Source organism: Diaphorobacter aerolatus (assembly GCF_014489535.1).
GTDB classification, from domain to species: domain Bacteria; phylum Pseudomonadota; class Gammaproteobacteria; order Burkholderiales; family Burkholderiaceae_C; genus Diaphorobacter_A; species Diaphorobacter_A aerolatus.
Genome location: NZ_CP060783.1, coordinates 1039660 through 1055226, shown reverse-complemented (window position 1 = coordinate 1055226; position 15567 = coordinate 1039660). Strand labels below are relative to the sequence as shown.

The 15567-nt window shown below is 59.6% G+C and carries 14 protein-coding genes and 1 pseudogene; 8 read left to right on the top strand and 7 right to left on the bottom strand.

Annotated elements, in window-relative coordinates; all coding sequences use genetic code 11:
• The first annotated feature begins 118 nt into the window (after window positions 1-118).
• From H9K75_RS04915 to H9K75_RS04900, 4 genes are all read left to right on the top strand, one after another.
• On the top strand, window positions 119-748 hold the full coding sequence (locus H9K75_RS04915) for a hypothetical protein (RefSeq protein ID WP_187724979.1): 630 nt from the start codon (window positions 119-121) through the stop codon (window positions 746-748).
• A 4-nt stretch (window positions 749-752) separates the two neighbouring features.
• Window positions 753-974, top strand: coding sequence for a hypothetical protein (locus H9K75_RS04910; protein ID WP_187724978.1), 222 nt, complete (start codon window positions 753-755; stop codon window positions 972-974).
• Between the two features lie 635 nt (window positions 975-1609).
• Window positions 1610-2467 (top strand): hypothetical protein, encoded by an 858-nt coding sequence (locus H9K75_RS04905; RefSeq protein WP_187724977.1) that lies wholly within the window; start codon window positions 1610-1612, stop codon window positions 2465-2467.
• A 24-nt stretch (window positions 2468-2491) separates the two neighbouring features.
• Complete coding sequence (locus H9K75_RS04900; RefSeq protein WP_187724976.1) at window positions 2492-3199, top strand: hypothetical protein; 708 nt, start codon at window positions 2492-2494, stop codon at window positions 3197-3199.
• A 214-nt stretch (window positions 3200-3413) separates the two neighbouring features.
• Here H9K75_RS04900 and H9K75_RS04895 read toward each other — a convergent pair whose 3' ends face one another.
• Both H9K75_RS04895 and H9K75_RS04890 read right to left on the bottom strand, forming a co-directional pair.
• Window positions 3414-4493, bottom strand: a complete 1080-nt coding sequence (locus H9K75_RS04895; protein WP_187725907.1) for an IS5 family transposase — start codon at window positions 4491-4493, stop codon at window positions 3414-3416.
• Between the two features lie 438 nt (window positions 4494-4931).
• Window positions 4932-5989 (bottom strand): annotated as a pseudogene (locus H9K75_RS04890) (patatin-like phospholipase family protein).
• A 262-nt stretch (window positions 5990-6251) separates the two neighbouring features.
• On the opposite strand from H9K75_RS04890, the gene H9K75_RS04885 reads away from it, so the two are divergent.
• Window positions 6252-7835, top strand: a complete 1584-nt coding sequence (locus H9K75_RS04885; protein ID WP_187724974.1) for a Na+/H+ antiporter — start codon at window positions 6252-6254, stop codon at window positions 7833-7835.
• An 18-nt stretch (window positions 7836-7853) separates the two neighbouring features.
• On the opposite strand, the gene H9K75_RS04880 is transcribed toward H9K75_RS04885, so the two are convergent.
• From H9K75_RS04880 to H9K75_RS04870, 3 genes are read right to left on the bottom strand one after another with little or no spacing between them, the layout of a single operon-like run.
• Window positions 7854-9569 (bottom strand): thiamine pyrophosphate-binding protein, encoded by a 1716-nt coding sequence (locus H9K75_RS04880; protein WP_187724973.1) that lies wholly within the window; start codon window positions 9567-9569, stop codon window positions 7854-7856.
• A 57-nt stretch (window positions 9570-9626) separates the two neighbouring features.
• Window positions 9627-9872 carry an oxidoreductase-like domain-containing protein gene (locus tag H9K75_RS04875; RefSeq protein WP_319016879.1) on the bottom strand — a complete coding sequence of 82 codons (246 nt, stop codon included), beginning with the start codon at window positions 9870-9872 and terminating at the stop codon, window positions 9627-9629.
• Window positions 9869-10192 (bottom strand): DUF308 domain-containing protein, encoded by a 324-nt coding sequence (locus H9K75_RS04870; protein ID WP_226858798.1) that lies wholly within the window; start codon window positions 10190-10192, stop codon window positions 9869-9871. Before H9K75_RS04870 ends, H9K75_RS04875 begins: the two co-directional genes overlap by 4 nt.
• Window positions 10193-10270: 78 nt before the next feature.
• Between H9K75_RS04870 and ylqF the strand changes: the two genes are divergently transcribed.
• Window positions 10271-11236 (top strand): ribosome biogenesis GTPase YlqF, encoded by a 966-nt coding sequence (gene ylqF / locus H9K75_RS04865; RefSeq protein ID WP_187724972.1) that lies wholly within the window; start codon window positions 10271-10273, stop codon window positions 11234-11236.
• Between the two features lie 42 nt (window positions 11237-11278).
• Here ylqF and H9K75_RS04860 read toward each other — a convergent pair whose 3' ends face one another.
• On the bottom strand, window positions 11279-11521 hold the full coding sequence (locus tag H9K75_RS04860; RefSeq protein WP_187724971.1) for a hypothetical protein: 243 nt from the start codon (window positions 11519-11521) through the stop codon (window positions 11279-11281).
• A 165-nt stretch (window positions 11522-11686) separates the two neighbouring features.
• Window positions 11687-12409 carry a pseudouridine synthase gene (locus H9K75_RS04855; protein WP_187725905.1) on the bottom strand — a complete coding sequence of 241 codons (723 nt, stop codon included), beginning with the start codon at window positions 12407-12409 and terminating at the stop codon, window positions 11687-11689.
• A gap of 129 nt (window positions 12410-12538) precedes the next feature.
• On the opposite strand from H9K75_RS04855, the gene H9K75_RS04850 reads away from it, so the two are divergent.
• Window positions 12539-13471 carry a DHH family phosphoesterase gene (locus H9K75_RS04850; protein WP_187724970.1) on the top strand — a complete coding sequence of 311 codons (933 nt, stop codon included), beginning with the start codon at window positions 12539-12541 and terminating at the stop codon, window positions 13469-13471.
• A 171-nt stretch (window positions 13472-13642) separates the two neighbouring features.
• Entirely contained in the window at window positions 13643-15565 is a 1923-nt protein-coding gene (locus tag H9K75_RS04845) for a PrkA family serine protein kinase (RefSeq protein ID WP_187724969.1), read from the top strand.
• The last annotated feature ends 2 nt before the right edge of the window (window positions 15566-15567 follow it).

The window sequence follows — 15567 nt, the reverse complement described above, 5'->3', positions numbered from 1 at the left end:
AGGTCATCGCTTATGAAACTGGCAATCCTTGCCTTCGCTTTTGCAGCCTTGTCAGGCTGCACAACCCCAACGCACCGACAGCCAGCCATGGCCCGGCATCACACGTTCAGCCTCTTCCGTGGGCAACCGGCTCGAACGGCATGGCGGACTAAGGGGCAAGATGCGTTTTATCGTCGAAAAAATACGTGCGGCCCTCGTGACTGGCGTTGCCCTCGCGCTGCTTAGCTTCGGCGCGCACGCCACCGACATTGCTGGCGTGAAGCTAGGGATGTCAGTTGCAGAGGCAAAAACAGCCTTTGGTAGACCTGCACAGATGAAGGTGATACCGATCTACACCAACAAGGTTGAGAGCGGTCTTGCGGCCTGGCAAGGGGAGCGTCTTTACGACAACTCGTGGAGTGGGCCACTCGATGAGTTCACGGCATTCAAGGGCCACGCCGACAGCATCTGGTTCGTGCAAAAAAATCAGCGCCTACCAAAGACTTCGCGGTACACACGCCAAGTCCTGCTGGAAGCCGTCCGGAAAAAATTCGGCAAAGAGAGCTTCATCAAGGGTGAGATGGGCGACAAGCTCGGTGCCATAGTGGTTGGGTGGGAATTTGACCAGGACGGAAAGCAGTATTTCGGCCCGTACTCCGAAGGAGGACGAACCATCACAGGCGCGGCGATACCGGCAGCCCCATGCCGAATGTTCGACCTCGTGAGGATTGGCTTCCAACCCGACGGGTGGGGACAACTTCCTTCCTGAGCCCATGTCCATCATCCTGCCGTCAGAGTTCAAGCGCTCATGTAGTCGCGCGTACTACGCCGAATGGACTCACGATAGCGACGGGCTGGTGGAGGCCGTGGCACTCCGAGCTATTGACTCCGCTGCCATCCTACGAGCCATGGACGGCAGGAACGCGGGTAGCGAGGCCGATGCACGCAAGCGTGTCCAAGAACAACTGAACAAGGGCGTGAAGCCTAGCTTGTGATAGACGCTTTGAATTGCTCGAATCAGTCATCCAGCCAATTTAAAAGCGACGAAAGGCTTGCTCTGCGCATGTTGGGCGCTCACCTAAGCTTCTCGCCAAAGTCTTGACAAGCCTTGGTGTGGTCAGCCCGAATGCTGGCCTACCATGGTCTGTTTCGCGCAGCCATCCTGTCGCAATCCCCGGTCCCACACTCAACTTAAATTCATCGCATTCTTACTTGCCGAAAGCGCAACCGACACCCCTGACGCAACAAACAGGCAAACGACAAAATTGAAAAATCCATACAAATCAAACACTTATAGCAAAAACGCGCAGCCAGCGAGGGGCTTGGGCTGAGCTTTCGACTTCAGCTTGCACAGGCACACAACCTAAGCTATAATGGCTCTGCGGAAGACCTGATGCTGCTGCCTGGACACTCCAGGGGGAAAGACAATTTACTTTGTCGAGCAACGGGACCCGAAGCCAAAAATGCCAGGTTTTGAATTGGCAGTCGATGCAAGCGACTATCAAGCCGATTCAAAGTATTGCGCCAGCTGCGCCCAGGTTATTTGCGCCTTGCAAAAGCAGTATCTATCAAATTCGCCTCTTAGGATATAAACATATCGTAAGAGGTTACCTGCTTCCCGGCTTTAGTCATGACATACCAAGATTACGTTGAATCGGTTCTTCAAACTGTCGCAAAAAATCTCAATCCTGCGAAAAATTACATCACTACCGCCGCTTTAGGCGGGCTGCTTTTGAGGGATTTTCCAGGGGTTAGTTGGAAAACTTTTGGGAAGCGCACGTTGTCTGCCTTCATCGAAGACCTCGAACGTGTCGGCAAACTCACCCTCATCAAGACTGATAAAGATGCGCTAGCTGTTACGCTTGGCGATGCAACTTATCCTCCGGCAATGACTGCGGTAGAAAAACCTAGCTCATTGCGGAGGGCCATTTGGGACGCTTTTGTTTTACTGTCTCCCAGCGGTAAGCGTTTTATGCACCGCAAAGATGGGACAGTTCGCGTTGCCTTAGAAGTAGCGCCCGTTCCCGCCGAAGATTGGATTGAGATTTCACCAATAGATTTGGACAGCCAAAAAAAATGGGCTAGTGATTTTTTGGCACAGAACCCTACTGATGGAAAAGATTTTTCTGATTTGTCAGTTAATGAAAATTGGCAGCCTCAGACATTTATTCAACAGCTTCGGCAAGCTGACGAAGCTTCCGCACGCGCTTGGAATAAGCTGAGAACGGTCAAAGTTACATCAGTCGTTCAAAATTGGATGACTCAAAATTCGCTCCCCCATGATTTGGTATTTCAAACTGACACCAAATCAAGCGATATCAAATCTGTAACTGAATACGCTATTGAAAACCCAGGCCCTCGAAATCAAGATGATTTGCGCAAAGTGATTTTGACTGCGCTATCGTTGTTACCCATCGAGAAGCTTGTAGAGATCCCCATCCCAGCAGGAGTGATGCTCACAGCTCTTTCTAATGCCAAGCTGCGCTAATGCGCGTGTTGGCGAGGAGGAGAAATGGGAATCATCTACATTGCCCATCCGTTAGGTGAATATGACGGCTCTTCTACGTCGTTTGTTCAAGTATGTGCGAACAACCCAAAATGGAATGCTGAGTGGAAATTTAGCATTCATCAGTACGATAAAAATTTCGCTCTAATTGCCAAGGACTTTTGTTCATTAGTTCTGCAATCTCCTGGTCCAATTGTAATGATTCGACCAGTGCAAGCAAAAACTCTTGAAGAAGTTCGCATTCGCGTAGCAACTCGGCTACCAATCATGGCAGTTGAAATAGCCTCTGCTGCGGATTTAGAAGAATTTATTGATGTAGCCATTGCACAATTTAGCAATGGAGAGCCCCTTATAGCTTTAGATATTGTTGTAGCTTTTTTGCTAGTCAGAAAGCTTGACCAAGAGCATATGTGGTCAGGTAACTCAAAAGGTTATATGTGGGCGAGCGACATTCCCAAGGGGAGAGGAGTAGACATCAAATATGAATCCCGAGTTCCAAACGTTTTGAACATATTGCTTTCCCATAATTTAATATTTTTTAAAATTAGTAATTCAAAGAAAAAATATGCGCTTAATCCAGAAAAGCGCGTGGAAATTTACGAGATTTTAAAATCTAGAATATTTCCTCCAGAAATCGAGGGACCTTTATCGCGGTATCCGGATCAAGTAAGCGTTCGCGCACTGGATGTGCTGGATATTTATAATCCAACCTAGATTATTGGTGACTTCACACTCTGAAAGCCTTACTACCTCGGAATCCCACAGGCCAGGTACGTCATTGTTTAAGGGTTATCTCAACTACTGGGTACCTCTCATAACCACCGAATTTCGCGAGGTTGGTAGCGCAAAGCCTGATTCAGAGGCGTAAATTGCCAACTGGAGTGCAGTTTCGGACGATTTGAGGCCTTTTAGTCCTTAAATCCCGCGCTTATGCAGCCTGCAGACGCGCCTGTATCTTTGAGGGCTTCGATTTGAAGAAGGGATCAATCCCGTTTTCAAGGAATGAAGCCAGGCGCTTGAGGTTGTAGCAGGCCGCCATCAGCGTCATGACCGTGCTGGCTCCGACCTGTCCGATCGTGCGCACGAACTTGCCGCCCATGTGGCGAATGCCTGCAAACACGTGTTCTACCTTCGCCCGGGTTTTCGCAATTCGATGGTTGCGCCGCTTTTGGCAATCACTCAAGGGCTTGCCTGCCCCGGCTTTGCGTTGCATGCCGTCGTTGAAGCCCAGTGCAGCCAGCATTTCACGGCGCTGTGCACTGGTGTAAGCCTTGTCGGCATTCACGTCTTTGCCGGTGTTTCGCAGATCCAGTACCTCATCGAAGTGATGCCCGTCGTGCTCACTGGCCGTGCCCGTAGCAACGCCCCGGATGAAGCCGTGTTTGTGATCAACGCTCACGCTGAGCTTGTAGCCAAAGTAGCTTTTGTCATGTTTCCTCGTGTGGGTCGCATCGGTGTCTTTTTGTCGGGCCTTGGCCTCACTCCAGTCGGGCTTTTGACCGTTGCCGAGCTGATCACGCTCCTTGTTGCTCATGCGCTGACGTGGCGCTGGCACCAGCGTTGCATCGATGGACTGACCACCCCGGGCAATATAGCCGTGGCGATGCAATTGTTCGTCCACACCTTGCAGCAAGGCCGTTGCACCATCGACGCCCAGGCGCTCACCAAAGCGCCAGATGGTGTTGCGGTCGGGAACGTTCATTGACTGCTGCAGCAAGCAAAACCGCTGGTAGCTCATGCGGTCAAGCAACTGGTATTCCATCTGCTCATCCGAGAGGTTGTAGAGGCGCTTCAAGACCATCACGCGCACCATGACCTCGGCGGGATAGGCGGGGCGGCCACCCTTGCGAGCATTGCTGCGTTCGATGATTCCATCGACCAACCGGGCAAGAGCAGTGAAGTCGATGTGCTGTGCAATGACTTGTAGTGGATCACCCATTTCATCGATCTTGCGTTTGCGAGAGGTTTCGGCAAACAGGTCAAACTTCAAAGCGCTGCGTGGGGTGATCATGCTCAGAATTTACCGCAGGCAACTGACGGATTCAACTCCGAGGGAGGTTTTGAGAGGTTCCCTAGTGTGCACACGGCGTGCAGCCACAAAAAACGCCCACAAAAAGGGAATCCTCTTCCTCGCGATCATGCGCAGCAGCCACCTGAGGTTGTAGCCCGCCGCACACAGCACCGCATGCACGCTGTCGCCCAACTCGCCCTTGAGAGGGCAGCGGTTCATGCGGTGATCGGCTGGATGGCTTGGTGGGGCTTGAGTTGTGTTGCCGCTCTTGTGCGCTGAGCCGTTTGCTCTTGCCCCGGTGCACGATGCGCACATCATGCATAGAGCTTGGGCTGCCCTCAAGGGGTTTGCGCTGGCGGCTTTGGGTGACCATGTGTCAAATGCACGCCCTTCTTTGGGAACCCGTGTCGTCGACGATCCACCAGCCACCCGCGATCAAGGCTTGGCGCAGGCCCCGTCCAGACCCACCATGCCGGAGAGCTTCTGCATGCTCGAGCGGTCGTTCATGCACTTTTGATAACGTGCCTCGTCGGCCTGCTGGCGCGCGAGCCGGGTGGCTTCCTCGCGCCTGGCCTGCAATTCGGCGACGCGCTTGCGGATTTCCGGCATCGCGGCGACGGCGGCTTTTTCCCCTTCGACGATGGCGCTCGCGCGCTGGCTGAAATCCGCCGGGCCGATGTCGAGCACCTTGGGACGGATGGTCACGTCGGCACGCGCCAGTTCCGCCTGTCCGAGCTTCTGCCCCATGATTGCAATCGACTGGCCCAGCGCACCCAGCATATTGCCGGGATTCGTGCCGCGCGCCTTGTTCGAGATGTCCACCGCAATCACGATGTCCGCGCCCAACTGGCGCGCCGCATCCACCGGCACGGGACTGGTGATGCCGCCATCGACATAGTGAAACTTGCCGATAGCCACCGGCTGGAACACGCCGGGCACGCTGCTCGACGCGCGCACCGCCTGGCCGGTATTGCCGACATTGAAGACCGTGCGCTCGCCGTCTTCAAGGCGCGTTGCGACCGCAACAAAGGGCTTGCCGAGTTTGTCGAGAGGCTTGTTGCGGACCTGCTCGTTCACATAGTCTTCGAGCTTCTGCCCGAGCACCAGACCGCCCGTGGACAGTTGCAGGTCGCGAATCTTCGCCTCGTCGAGCGCCACCGCCTTCTCCTGCAACTCGAAGGAGTTCATGCCGCTCGCGTACATCGCGCCCACCACGCTGCCCGCGCTGGTGCCCGAGACCACGGCGGGCGTGAAGCCGTTGGCCTCGAGCATCTTGATCACGCCGATGTGCGCAAATCCCTTGGCCGCGCCGCCACCGAGCGCAAGACCGATCCTGATCGCTGGCGGTGAAGCAGGCGAAGACGCAGAGGCCGCCGCATTCGTGGGGTTGCCGAAGGCGCAGTGCCTGAGCCCGGATTGCTGCCGCACGCGGCGAGACCGAGCAGACCCAGGGCTGCTGCCAAAAAACGAATTGTGCTGACTTTCCTGTGCATACCCGGTCGCCGACGCTGAGGTTGATTTGAGCGGCAGGCAGTATATCGACACCCGCACCGCCGACCCCGCGACATGGCCGTGCGTGGCCATGTTGTTTGTCTGCATTCGCCACGGCGTTTTGCGGATTCTTATTGTTTGGCTATTGACGAGTCGCATTCAATTTAAATAGTCTTGCTACCCGGGTGGCAGGGTTTGCAGCGTCTGCACGCGCCTCTTGTCGCCGCCTGAGAAGAAAAAACACGCTTTCCACGAGATCACTCCATGCACGCCACGCAACTCTTCGAACTGATGATCGTCACTCTGCCGGTGATCATCGCGCTGCACTTCTTTGCGAATCGACTCGGCCTGCCGCCCGCGGTGGCCTTGCTCGTCGGGGGCGTGTTGATGGCCTTCGTGCCGGGTCTGCCTGCGTTTTCCCCCGATCCCGAGTTGATGCTGGTGGTCTTTCTGCCGCCATTGCTCATCGACGGTGCGTGGAGCATTTCGGGGCGGTATCTGAGGCGCCACATGATCGGCATTGCCTCGCTGGCGATTGGCGCGGTGGTCTTCACCACGCTCGCGGTGGCATGGATTGCGCACCTGCTGTTTCCGTCCTTGCCGTGGGCCGCGTGCGCCGTGCTCGGCGCTATCGTCTCGCCGCCCGATGCGGTGTCTGCGCGCGCCGTGCTCGAGCGTGTGACGCTGCCGCGGCGGCTCACGATGCTGCTTGAAGGCGAGAGCCTGTTCAACGATGCCAGCGGTCTGGTGCTGTTCCGCTTTGCAATTGCCGCGAGCGCGACCGGAGCCTTCAGTACCGTGGATGCCGTGCAAACCTTCGCCATGCTGGCCATCGGCGGGGCGGCGATTGGCTGTCTCGTGGGCTTTGTCTGGGTGTTCATCGCGCGCCGCTTGCGCGATGAATATCTGATCATCGTCTCCACGCTGCTGGTGCCATGGGCGGCCTACCTGCTGGGCGAGCACTTCGGCTTCTCAGGCGTGATCGCCACCGTGGTTGCCGGGTTGATCTGCGGCTCCTACCAGAACAAGATCTTCAATGCCGCAACGCGCATGCGCGGCAACTCGTTCTGGACCGTCGCGATCTTTCTGCTCGAAGCGGCGGTGTTCATCCTGATCGGGTTGTCGCTGCGCGGTGTGGTGGAGCGCGTCGGAGGCTTTGGCGTCGTCATCGAGCAGATGGGCGGGCCAGTGCTGATCATTCTGGTCACGCTGCTGCTCGCGCGGTATGTGTGGATCTTCCTGTCCGATCTGGTGATCGTGCTGCTGCGGCGACTGGGGCTGAAACGATACGCTCCGCTCGGTGTGCGCGGTGGCGTCGTTCTGGGTTGGGCCGGGGTGCGCGGCGTGGTGACGCTGGCGCTCGCATTGAGCCTGCCGCAGGAATTTCCGGGGCGCGACTTCATTCTGGTGGCGGCCTTCGCCGTGATTCTGGGAACCGTGCTGATCCAGGGAACGACGCTTGGTACATTGATCCGCTGGATGGGCATCCGGCCACCCGAGTCCGACCGCACGCGGCTCAGCTTGAGCGAGGCCGAGGCCATCCTGATGCAGACCCAGCTTGCGTACGTGCAGAGCGTGGCATATGACCGCGACGGCCAGCTCGTGCATCCGATGCTCCTTGAGCAGTACACGAAGAAGGCCGCGGCGTACGAACGTTTTGTGGGTCAGGAAGACACGATGCAGCCCCGCGTGGAGGCGCATTTCGACGTCGTGCTGCAGGCGATTGCCGCATCACGCACCGAGCTGATTCGCCTGCACCGCGTCGGCGACATCGACGAACATACGCTCGGCGCCCTGCAGAAAAACCTCGATCTCGAAGAACTCAACGCCATTGCGGTGCGCGCTTGAGTGGCACGGCGCGCAGCCTCACTGGCTGCGTTGCCTGTCCTCGGCGGCCTTGCGGATCCCGCTCAGCGTGCCCGCAGGCGTGATCGCCTCGGGATCGATGAAGCAGTGGAGAATGCTCGGCAAGCCGCTCGCGCGCGCGCGCTCCAGCGCGGGGCCGAACTCCTCGGTCGTGCGCACGCTCTCGCCATGGCCGCCGAACGCCTTGGCGTAAGCGGAAAAATCGGGATTCTTCAACTGCGTGCCGCTGACGCGCCCGGGATATTCGCGCTCCTGATGCATGCGGATCGTGCCGTACATGGCGTTGTCGAGCAGCACGACGATGATCGGCAACTGGTACTGGATCGCGGTGGCGAATTCCTGGCCGTGCATGAGAAAGTCACCATCGCCCGAGAACACCACGACCTCACGCTGCGGCCACAGGCGCTTGGCACCGACACCTGCTGGCGGGCCGTAGCCCATCGAGCCGCTGGTGGGCGCGAGCTGGCTTGCAAACGTCGTGAACGGCCAGAAGCGGTGCACCCAGGTGGCGAAATTGCCCGCGCCGTTGCAGAAAATGGTGTCGGCCGGCAGCACCTCGCGCAGGTGGCCCATGATCTGGCCCATTTGCAGATTGCCGGGAATGCTGATCTTGCCAGGATCGCTCCACGCGAGGTACTCAGCGTGGGCATCGGCCGTGTGCTGTGCCCATTGGGGCGCGTTCGCTGGCTTCGCGAGCGCTGCCAGCGCTGCGGTCATCGGCTGCGGCGTGGCGTTGATGGCCTGCGCCGCATGGTAGAGGCGGCCCAGTTCGTTGGCATCGGCATGGATGTGGACCATGTCCTGCTGCGGCTCGGGAATCTGGAACAGCTCGTAGCTTTGCGAGGCAATCTCGGAGAGCCTGCCGCCCAGCACGATGACCAGATCGCTCGCGCGAATGCGAGCCAGCAGCCTGGGATTGACGCCGAGGCCCAGATCGCCGCCATAGCTTGCGTGGTTCGCGGGGAACAGCATCTGCCTGCGGAACGAACAATACACGGGCAGTTTCCAGCCGTCCGCAAACGCCACCAGATCATCGACCGCCTGCTGGTTCCAGCGCGTGCCACCGACGATCACAACAGGGCGCTCGGCCTTTTCGAGGCGCGACCTGAGCCCGGCCACGGCATCCGCGCCCGGCGCGATCTCGGTGACGGAATAGGGCCGCGCGTCGGGCACGGTCACCAGGTCGGTCAGCATGTCTTCGGGCAGCGCGATGACGACCGGGCCGGGGCGTCCGGCGGTGGCGACGTGAAACGCGCGCGAGACCAGTTCGGGAATGCGCGCGGCGTCGTCGATCTGCACGGTCCATTTGGTCATGCTGCCGAAGACCGCGCCGTAGTCGAGTTCCTGAAACGCCTCGCGATCCATCATGCCGCGTGCGACCTGGCCGACGAAGACGAGGAGCGGTGTCGAATCCTGATGCGCGATGTGAATGCCTGCCGAGGCATTCGTTGCGCCCGGGCCGCGCGTGACGAAGCAGATGCCCGGCTGGCCGGTGAGCTTGCCCTGCGCCTCGGCCATCATCGCCGCGCCGCCTTCCTGGCGGCAGATGGTCACGTCGACGTGGGCGTCGTGCATGGCATCGAGCGCGGCCAGGTAGCTTTCACCGGGCACGCAGAACAGTTGCTTCACGCCATGCAGTACAAGCTGATCGACGAGCACCTGTCCGCCGGTGCGGGCGCTGGGCTGTGGGGGCGACGGGGTGCGGTTTGTCTCCATGGCGTTTTCTCTGGTTGCTTGTGGATGGGGATGTGGCTACGAATGGCCGCGTACCGATCATGCCTGATGCTGCGACTGCGCGCGCTCGCAGGCTGCCACGGCATCCTGTCGCCAGAATTCGGTGGCCGCGTAGAAGCCCTCCCACACGCAGCCGTTGCAGCCGCGCCCGCAGCAGGTATCGGGCTCGGGCGGGGTGGGGCGCAGCGTCACGTTCAGGCGGCTGGCGTGCAACTGCAACGCGGTAAACAGCGCGCGAGCCTGCGCCAGTTCGCCCGTGACGCGCATGCTGGCGAAGGGAATCACTTGTTGCGGCGCGAGGACTTGCGTTGGCGCGCGTTCTGTTCGAGATAGTTCGCGGTTTCCGCATCGAGCACGCGGCGCTTGTTGCGGCGCACGGCGTACTGCACAAGGAAGGCAATTCCCAGCACCAGCGCAAACCAGCCGACAATATAGGCTTGGCGCATCAGATCCTGCACGCCCGGCGAGCGGGACACATAGGGCGCCAGAAGAATGATCGCGCCGATGAGCGCACAGATGACGCCTTTGAAAAGCACGTCGTTGTCGAGCTTGCGCGACGGGGTAGTGGGGCGGTCATGGTGATCGGTCGGAGGGGTTGGTTGCACGCGTGCGCTCAACCGGAGGAACAAAGCCCGATTATCCTTGCCCTTCAAATCAGTTTCTATTCGTGAAAGTACAGTTCCATGGCCATTCAGTGGTTTCCCGGTCATATGCACCTGACGCGCAAGACCATCGAGGAGCGCATCAAGGACATCGATGTCGTGATCGAGTTGCTCGATGCGCGCCTTCCGGGCTCCAGCGCCAACCCCTTGCTGGCCGAACTCACCGGCCACAAGCCCACGCTCAAGGTCATCAACAAACAGGATCTGGCCGACCCTGAACGCACGCCGCTCTGGCTCGACTGGTACAACGCCAAGCTCGAGACCCACGCCATCGCGCTCGATGCGTCGGACGCGGCGCCCGCGCGCAAGCTGATCGACGGCTGCCGCAAGCTCGCGCCGACGCGCGTGGGCCTTTCGCGCCCGATGCGCGTGCTGATCTGCGGGATTCCCAATGTGGGCAAATCCACGTTGATCAATACGCTGTCGGCCAAACGCCAGGCCAAGACTGGCGACGAGGCCGGCGTCACCAAACAGGAACAGCGCATCGTGCTGGCCGACGACTTCTATCTGTGGGACACGCCCGGCATGCTGTGGCCGCGCATCATCGTCGATCAGAGCGGGGATCGGCTCGCAGCCTCGGGCGCGGTGGGCCGCAATGCCTACGACGAGGAAGCCGTGGTGCTCGACCTGCTTGCCTATCTCAAGCACCGCTATGCCGCGCAACTGGACGAGCGCTACAAGCTCGGCCTCACGCCGCAGGAAGTGAGCGAGCTGCACGACGACGAATTGCTCGAGAAGATCGCGCGCAAGCGTGGCGCGGTGATGTCGGGCGGCAAGCTCAACATGCAGAAGGCATCGGAGATCGTGCTCACCGATTTTCGCGGCGGCATCCTCGGGCGCATTTCGCTGGAAACGCCCGCAGAGTTCGAAACCTGGCTCGCCGAGGCGGCGGTGAAGGAAGAGGCCCGCGCCCTCAAGAAGGCCGAGTGGGACAAGCGCAAGGTACGCAAGGACGCGGGTCGTCAGCGCAGGCGCGAGCAGGAGTGAGTGTTTTCGCGCGCGTGACTGGAGCGCGCAGCGCGACCATGGTCACTTGTCGTCCTCATCCCTTGCATTGCCTTGCATGACGACGATCTTGCCCTCGCGCACGTAACGATCGTATTCATCGCGAGGGATGGCGGCGAGGCCTGCGGTCCTGGCGTCGTCCATCCAGCTCAGCGTGACGCTGTCGGGCGCGAAATCCAGCTCCACGGGGCCTTGCGGGATGGTCATCGGAACGCCTTCTCCCTCGCGGTAGGTGACGAGACCTTGAATGGTTGCGAAAGCTGACATGTGTGTCTCCTGGGCTTGGGCCATGAGGCACCGGTGCAATCCGGGCTTGGGTGAGGACGCGACGCGCTGGCATGCGAGCGCTGAGAGACTTCATTAGAAGGGTGGTGCGCGTCGATTTCGTGTCAGACCACGCCGCGTCTCTGCGGCCTCAAGTCCGTTGGGAATTCAGCCTGTGTTTGTGCCATTCCACGGCATGGAAAGCACGCGTTCGTTCCAGTCGCGCAGATCGGCATTGACGGGAGCGCGCGTTGCGTCCGGCTTCAGCGAAAGCCCGCTGTGCAGATCGATGCGCTCGCCGCTCACCGGATGCGGCACCGAGAGCCTCCACGCGTGCAGCCATAGCCGCTGTAGCCCGATGCGTTCGGCCCACCAGCGATTGAGCGGCCCCTTGCCGTGCGTGGCATCGCCGATGATGGGGTGGGCGATGTGCTTCAAGTGACGGCGAATCTGGTGCCTGCGCCCAGTCAGCGGCTCGGCGTGAACCAGCGATGCGCGCGTGCGCTCGAAACGTGGGTCGCTCGACACTGGTAGCTCGAGCCGCGCGACACAGGTGAGCCGGGTCTGGGCGTCCTGCACCGCGGCATCGGGCGGGGCATCGTCGGGACGCAGGGCGTGATTCACAAGTACGCTCAACGGTGCACATCCGCGCACCATCGCAAGATATTCCTTGCGCACCTGATGCGTGAGAAACGACTGCGCGAGCGCCCGCGCCGCGTCCGCATGCAGTGCCATGACGAGCACGCCGCAGGTGCCCTTGTCGAGTCGGTGAACGGGGTAGACGTGCTGGCCCAGTTGATTGCGCAGCGCCTGCAGAACGAAGCGTGTCTCTCCCGCATCGAGTCCCGTGCGGTGCACCAGCCAGCCTGCGGGTTTGTAGACTGCCACCATATGGTCATCGCGCCAGATCAGATCAAGCGGTGGGAGCGGGGCGCGTGCGGTTTCGGGAAACACGGTATCGGTTTGCAAAAAGTGAGCAATCCGCAAGCATAGCCGTTGATTCGCATGACAATGGCGCGCATGAATACCAACGTCCAAACGACCTCGACCCTCCTGCCTCTTTCCCTTTTTGTGCGGGCCGAGCGCGATGATCCATCACCGCTCATCCTGTATCACGGACGTTGTGCCGACGGCTTTTCAGCCGCGTGGGCGGCATGGCAGTTTTATGACGGCGAGGTCGAATGCGTGGGGCTCACCCACGGACAGGTGAAGACGCTCGACGATCTGCCGCCGCTGGATGGCCGCGCGGTCTACATTCTCGATTTTTCGTTTCCGGCCGCGATTCTTTCGCAGATGGAAGAACGCGTATCCAAACTCGTGATGCTCGATCATCACATCAGCGCGCAGCGCGAGTTGGGCAACTACCAGTGCCGCTGCGGTGTCGTGCATTTCGACATGAACAAGTCGGGTGCGCGACTGGCCTGGGAATTCTTTCACGGCGATGCGCCCGTGCCCGACCTGATCCGCTTTGTCGAGGACCGCGATTTGTGGCGCTGGCAATATCCCGAGACGCGCGGTTTTGTCTCCGCGCTCGACATGGAGCCCTTCGAACTCGCGCGCTGGCAGGAGATTGCCGACTTCACGCATGAACAGCTTGCCGCCTTCATCGCGCGGGGCAATGGCATGGACGAGAAATTCCACAACCTAGCCACCGACATCGCACGCGACGCGCAGCCGGTGAACTTCAACGGCGAGCAGGGCGTGATGGTGAATGCGCCCGGTGCATTTCATAGCCTGGTGGGCGACCTGCTGTCGCGCGAGAGCGGCACGTTTGCGCTGATGTGGCAGGTCGGCTCCGAAGGGCAGATCAAGGCCGGCCTGCGTTCGCAGCGCGGTTATGACTGCTCGGTGCTGGCGGTCAGCATGGGCGGCGGCGGGCATGCGCAGGCATGTGGCTTTCGCATGTCGGCGCAGCGGCTTCCGGAACTGCTGAGCGGCACCTTCAAGGCCTGATCGGACCTTGCGGGAAACACGCATCTTGCGCTCGTGTCAACCATTTGACACGTAGGACTGTTGATCTGTTCAAACCCCTTGCAAGGTGCTACAACGAAGCTATTCGGTAACGCATGTCGTCTCGCAACTTTTGCGGCACTGTTCGACCCCGGGTGCCGTGTTGGAGGTCGTATGGATGTGATCAGCAATTCCGCCGCTCGCTATGCCCGCTTGCGCGAAGAGGAAATGTCGATAGACGAGTACCTCGCACTGTGCCAGCGTGACCCCATGGTGTATGAAAGTGCGGCACGGCGCATGCTCGCTGCCATCGGCGAGCCGGAAATGGTGGACACGCGCAGCGATCCTCAGCTCTCGCGCCTGTTTGCCAACAAGGTGATTCGCCGCTACCCCGCCTTCTCCGAGTTTTACGGCATGGAAGACGCCATCGAGCAGGTGGTGAGCTTTTTCCGGCATGCCGCGCAGGGGCTTGAGGAACGCAAACAGATCCTGTACCTGCTTGGCCCCGTGGGCGGCGGCAAGAGCTCGATTGCCGAACGGCTCAAATACCTGATGCAGCAGGTGCCGTTCTACGCACTCAAGGATTCGCCGGTGAACGAGTCACCGCTCGGCCTGTTCGATCCAATCGAGGATGGCCCGCTGCTGGAGGAGCAGTTCGGCATTCCACGGCGCAGCCTCAAGCGCGTGCTCTCGCCCTGGGCGGTCAAGCGCCTTGAGGAGCTGGGCGGCGACATCCGGCAGTTCCGCGTGGTCAAGCGCTATCCCAGCATCCTCAAGCAGATCGGCATTGCCAAGACCGAGCCCGGCGACGAGAACAATCAGGACATCTCCAGCCTCGTCGGCAAGGTCGACATCCGCAAGCTCGAGAGCTTTGCGCAGGACGATACCGATGCCTACAGCTACTCGGGTGGCCTGTGCCTGGCGAATCAGGGACTGCTCGAATTCGTGGAGATGTTCAAGGCACCGATCAAGGTGCTGCATCCACTGCTCACCGCCACGCAGGAGGGCAACTACAAGGGCACGGAAGGCTTCGGCGCGATTCCGTTCGAGGGGCTGGTGCTCGCGCACAGCAACGAGAGCGAGTGGAAGGCGTTTCGCAACAACCGCAACAACGAGGCGTTTCTGGATCGCATCTACATCGTCAAGGTGCCGTATTGCCTGCGCGTGTCGGAGGAGGTGCGGATCTACGAAAAGCTGATCCGTGAATCCTCGCTGGCCCATGCCGTGTGCGCGCCCGGCACGCTCAAGATGATGGCGCAGTTCTCGGTGCTCACGCGGCTGAAGGAGCCCGAGAATTCCAGCATCTTCAGCAAGATGCAGGTCTACGACGGCGAGAGCCTCAAGGACACCGATCCGCGCGCCAAGAACTACCAGGAATACCGCGACTACGCGGGTGTCGACGAGGGCATGTCGGGCATTTCCACGCGCTTTGCCTTCAAGATTCTGTCGAAGGTGTTCAATTACGACAGCACCGAGGTGGCGGCCAATCCCGTGCATCTGATGTATGTGCTCGAGCAGCAGATCGAGCGCGAGCAGTTTGCTGGCGAGCTTGAGAGCAAGTACACCAGCTACATCAAGGAGTACCTGTCGCCGCGCTATGCCGAGTTCATCGGCAAGGAGATACAGACCGCGTATCTGGAGAGCTACAGCGAGTACGGGCAGAACATCTTCGACCGCTACGTGACCTACGCCGACTACTGGATTCAGGACAGCGAATATCGCGACACCGACACCGGCGAGGTGTTCGACCGCAACGCGCTCAATGCCGAACTCGAAAAGGTCGAGAAGCCCGCAGGCATCGCCAATTCCAAGGACTTTCGCAACGAGATCGTCAACTTCGTCCTGCGTGCGCGGGCCAACAACCATGGCAAGAACCCGAGCTGGACCAGCTACGAGAAGCTGCGCCTCGTGATCGAGAAAAAGATGTTCTCGAACACCGAAGAGTTGCTGCCGGTGATCAGCTTCAATGCCAAGGCGAGTGCCGAGGACGCCCGCAAGCACGAGGATTTCGTCACGCGCATGGAATCCAAGGGCTACACGCCCAAGCAGGTCAGGCTGCTCTGCGAATGGTATCTGCGGGTGCGCAAGAGCAGTTGAGA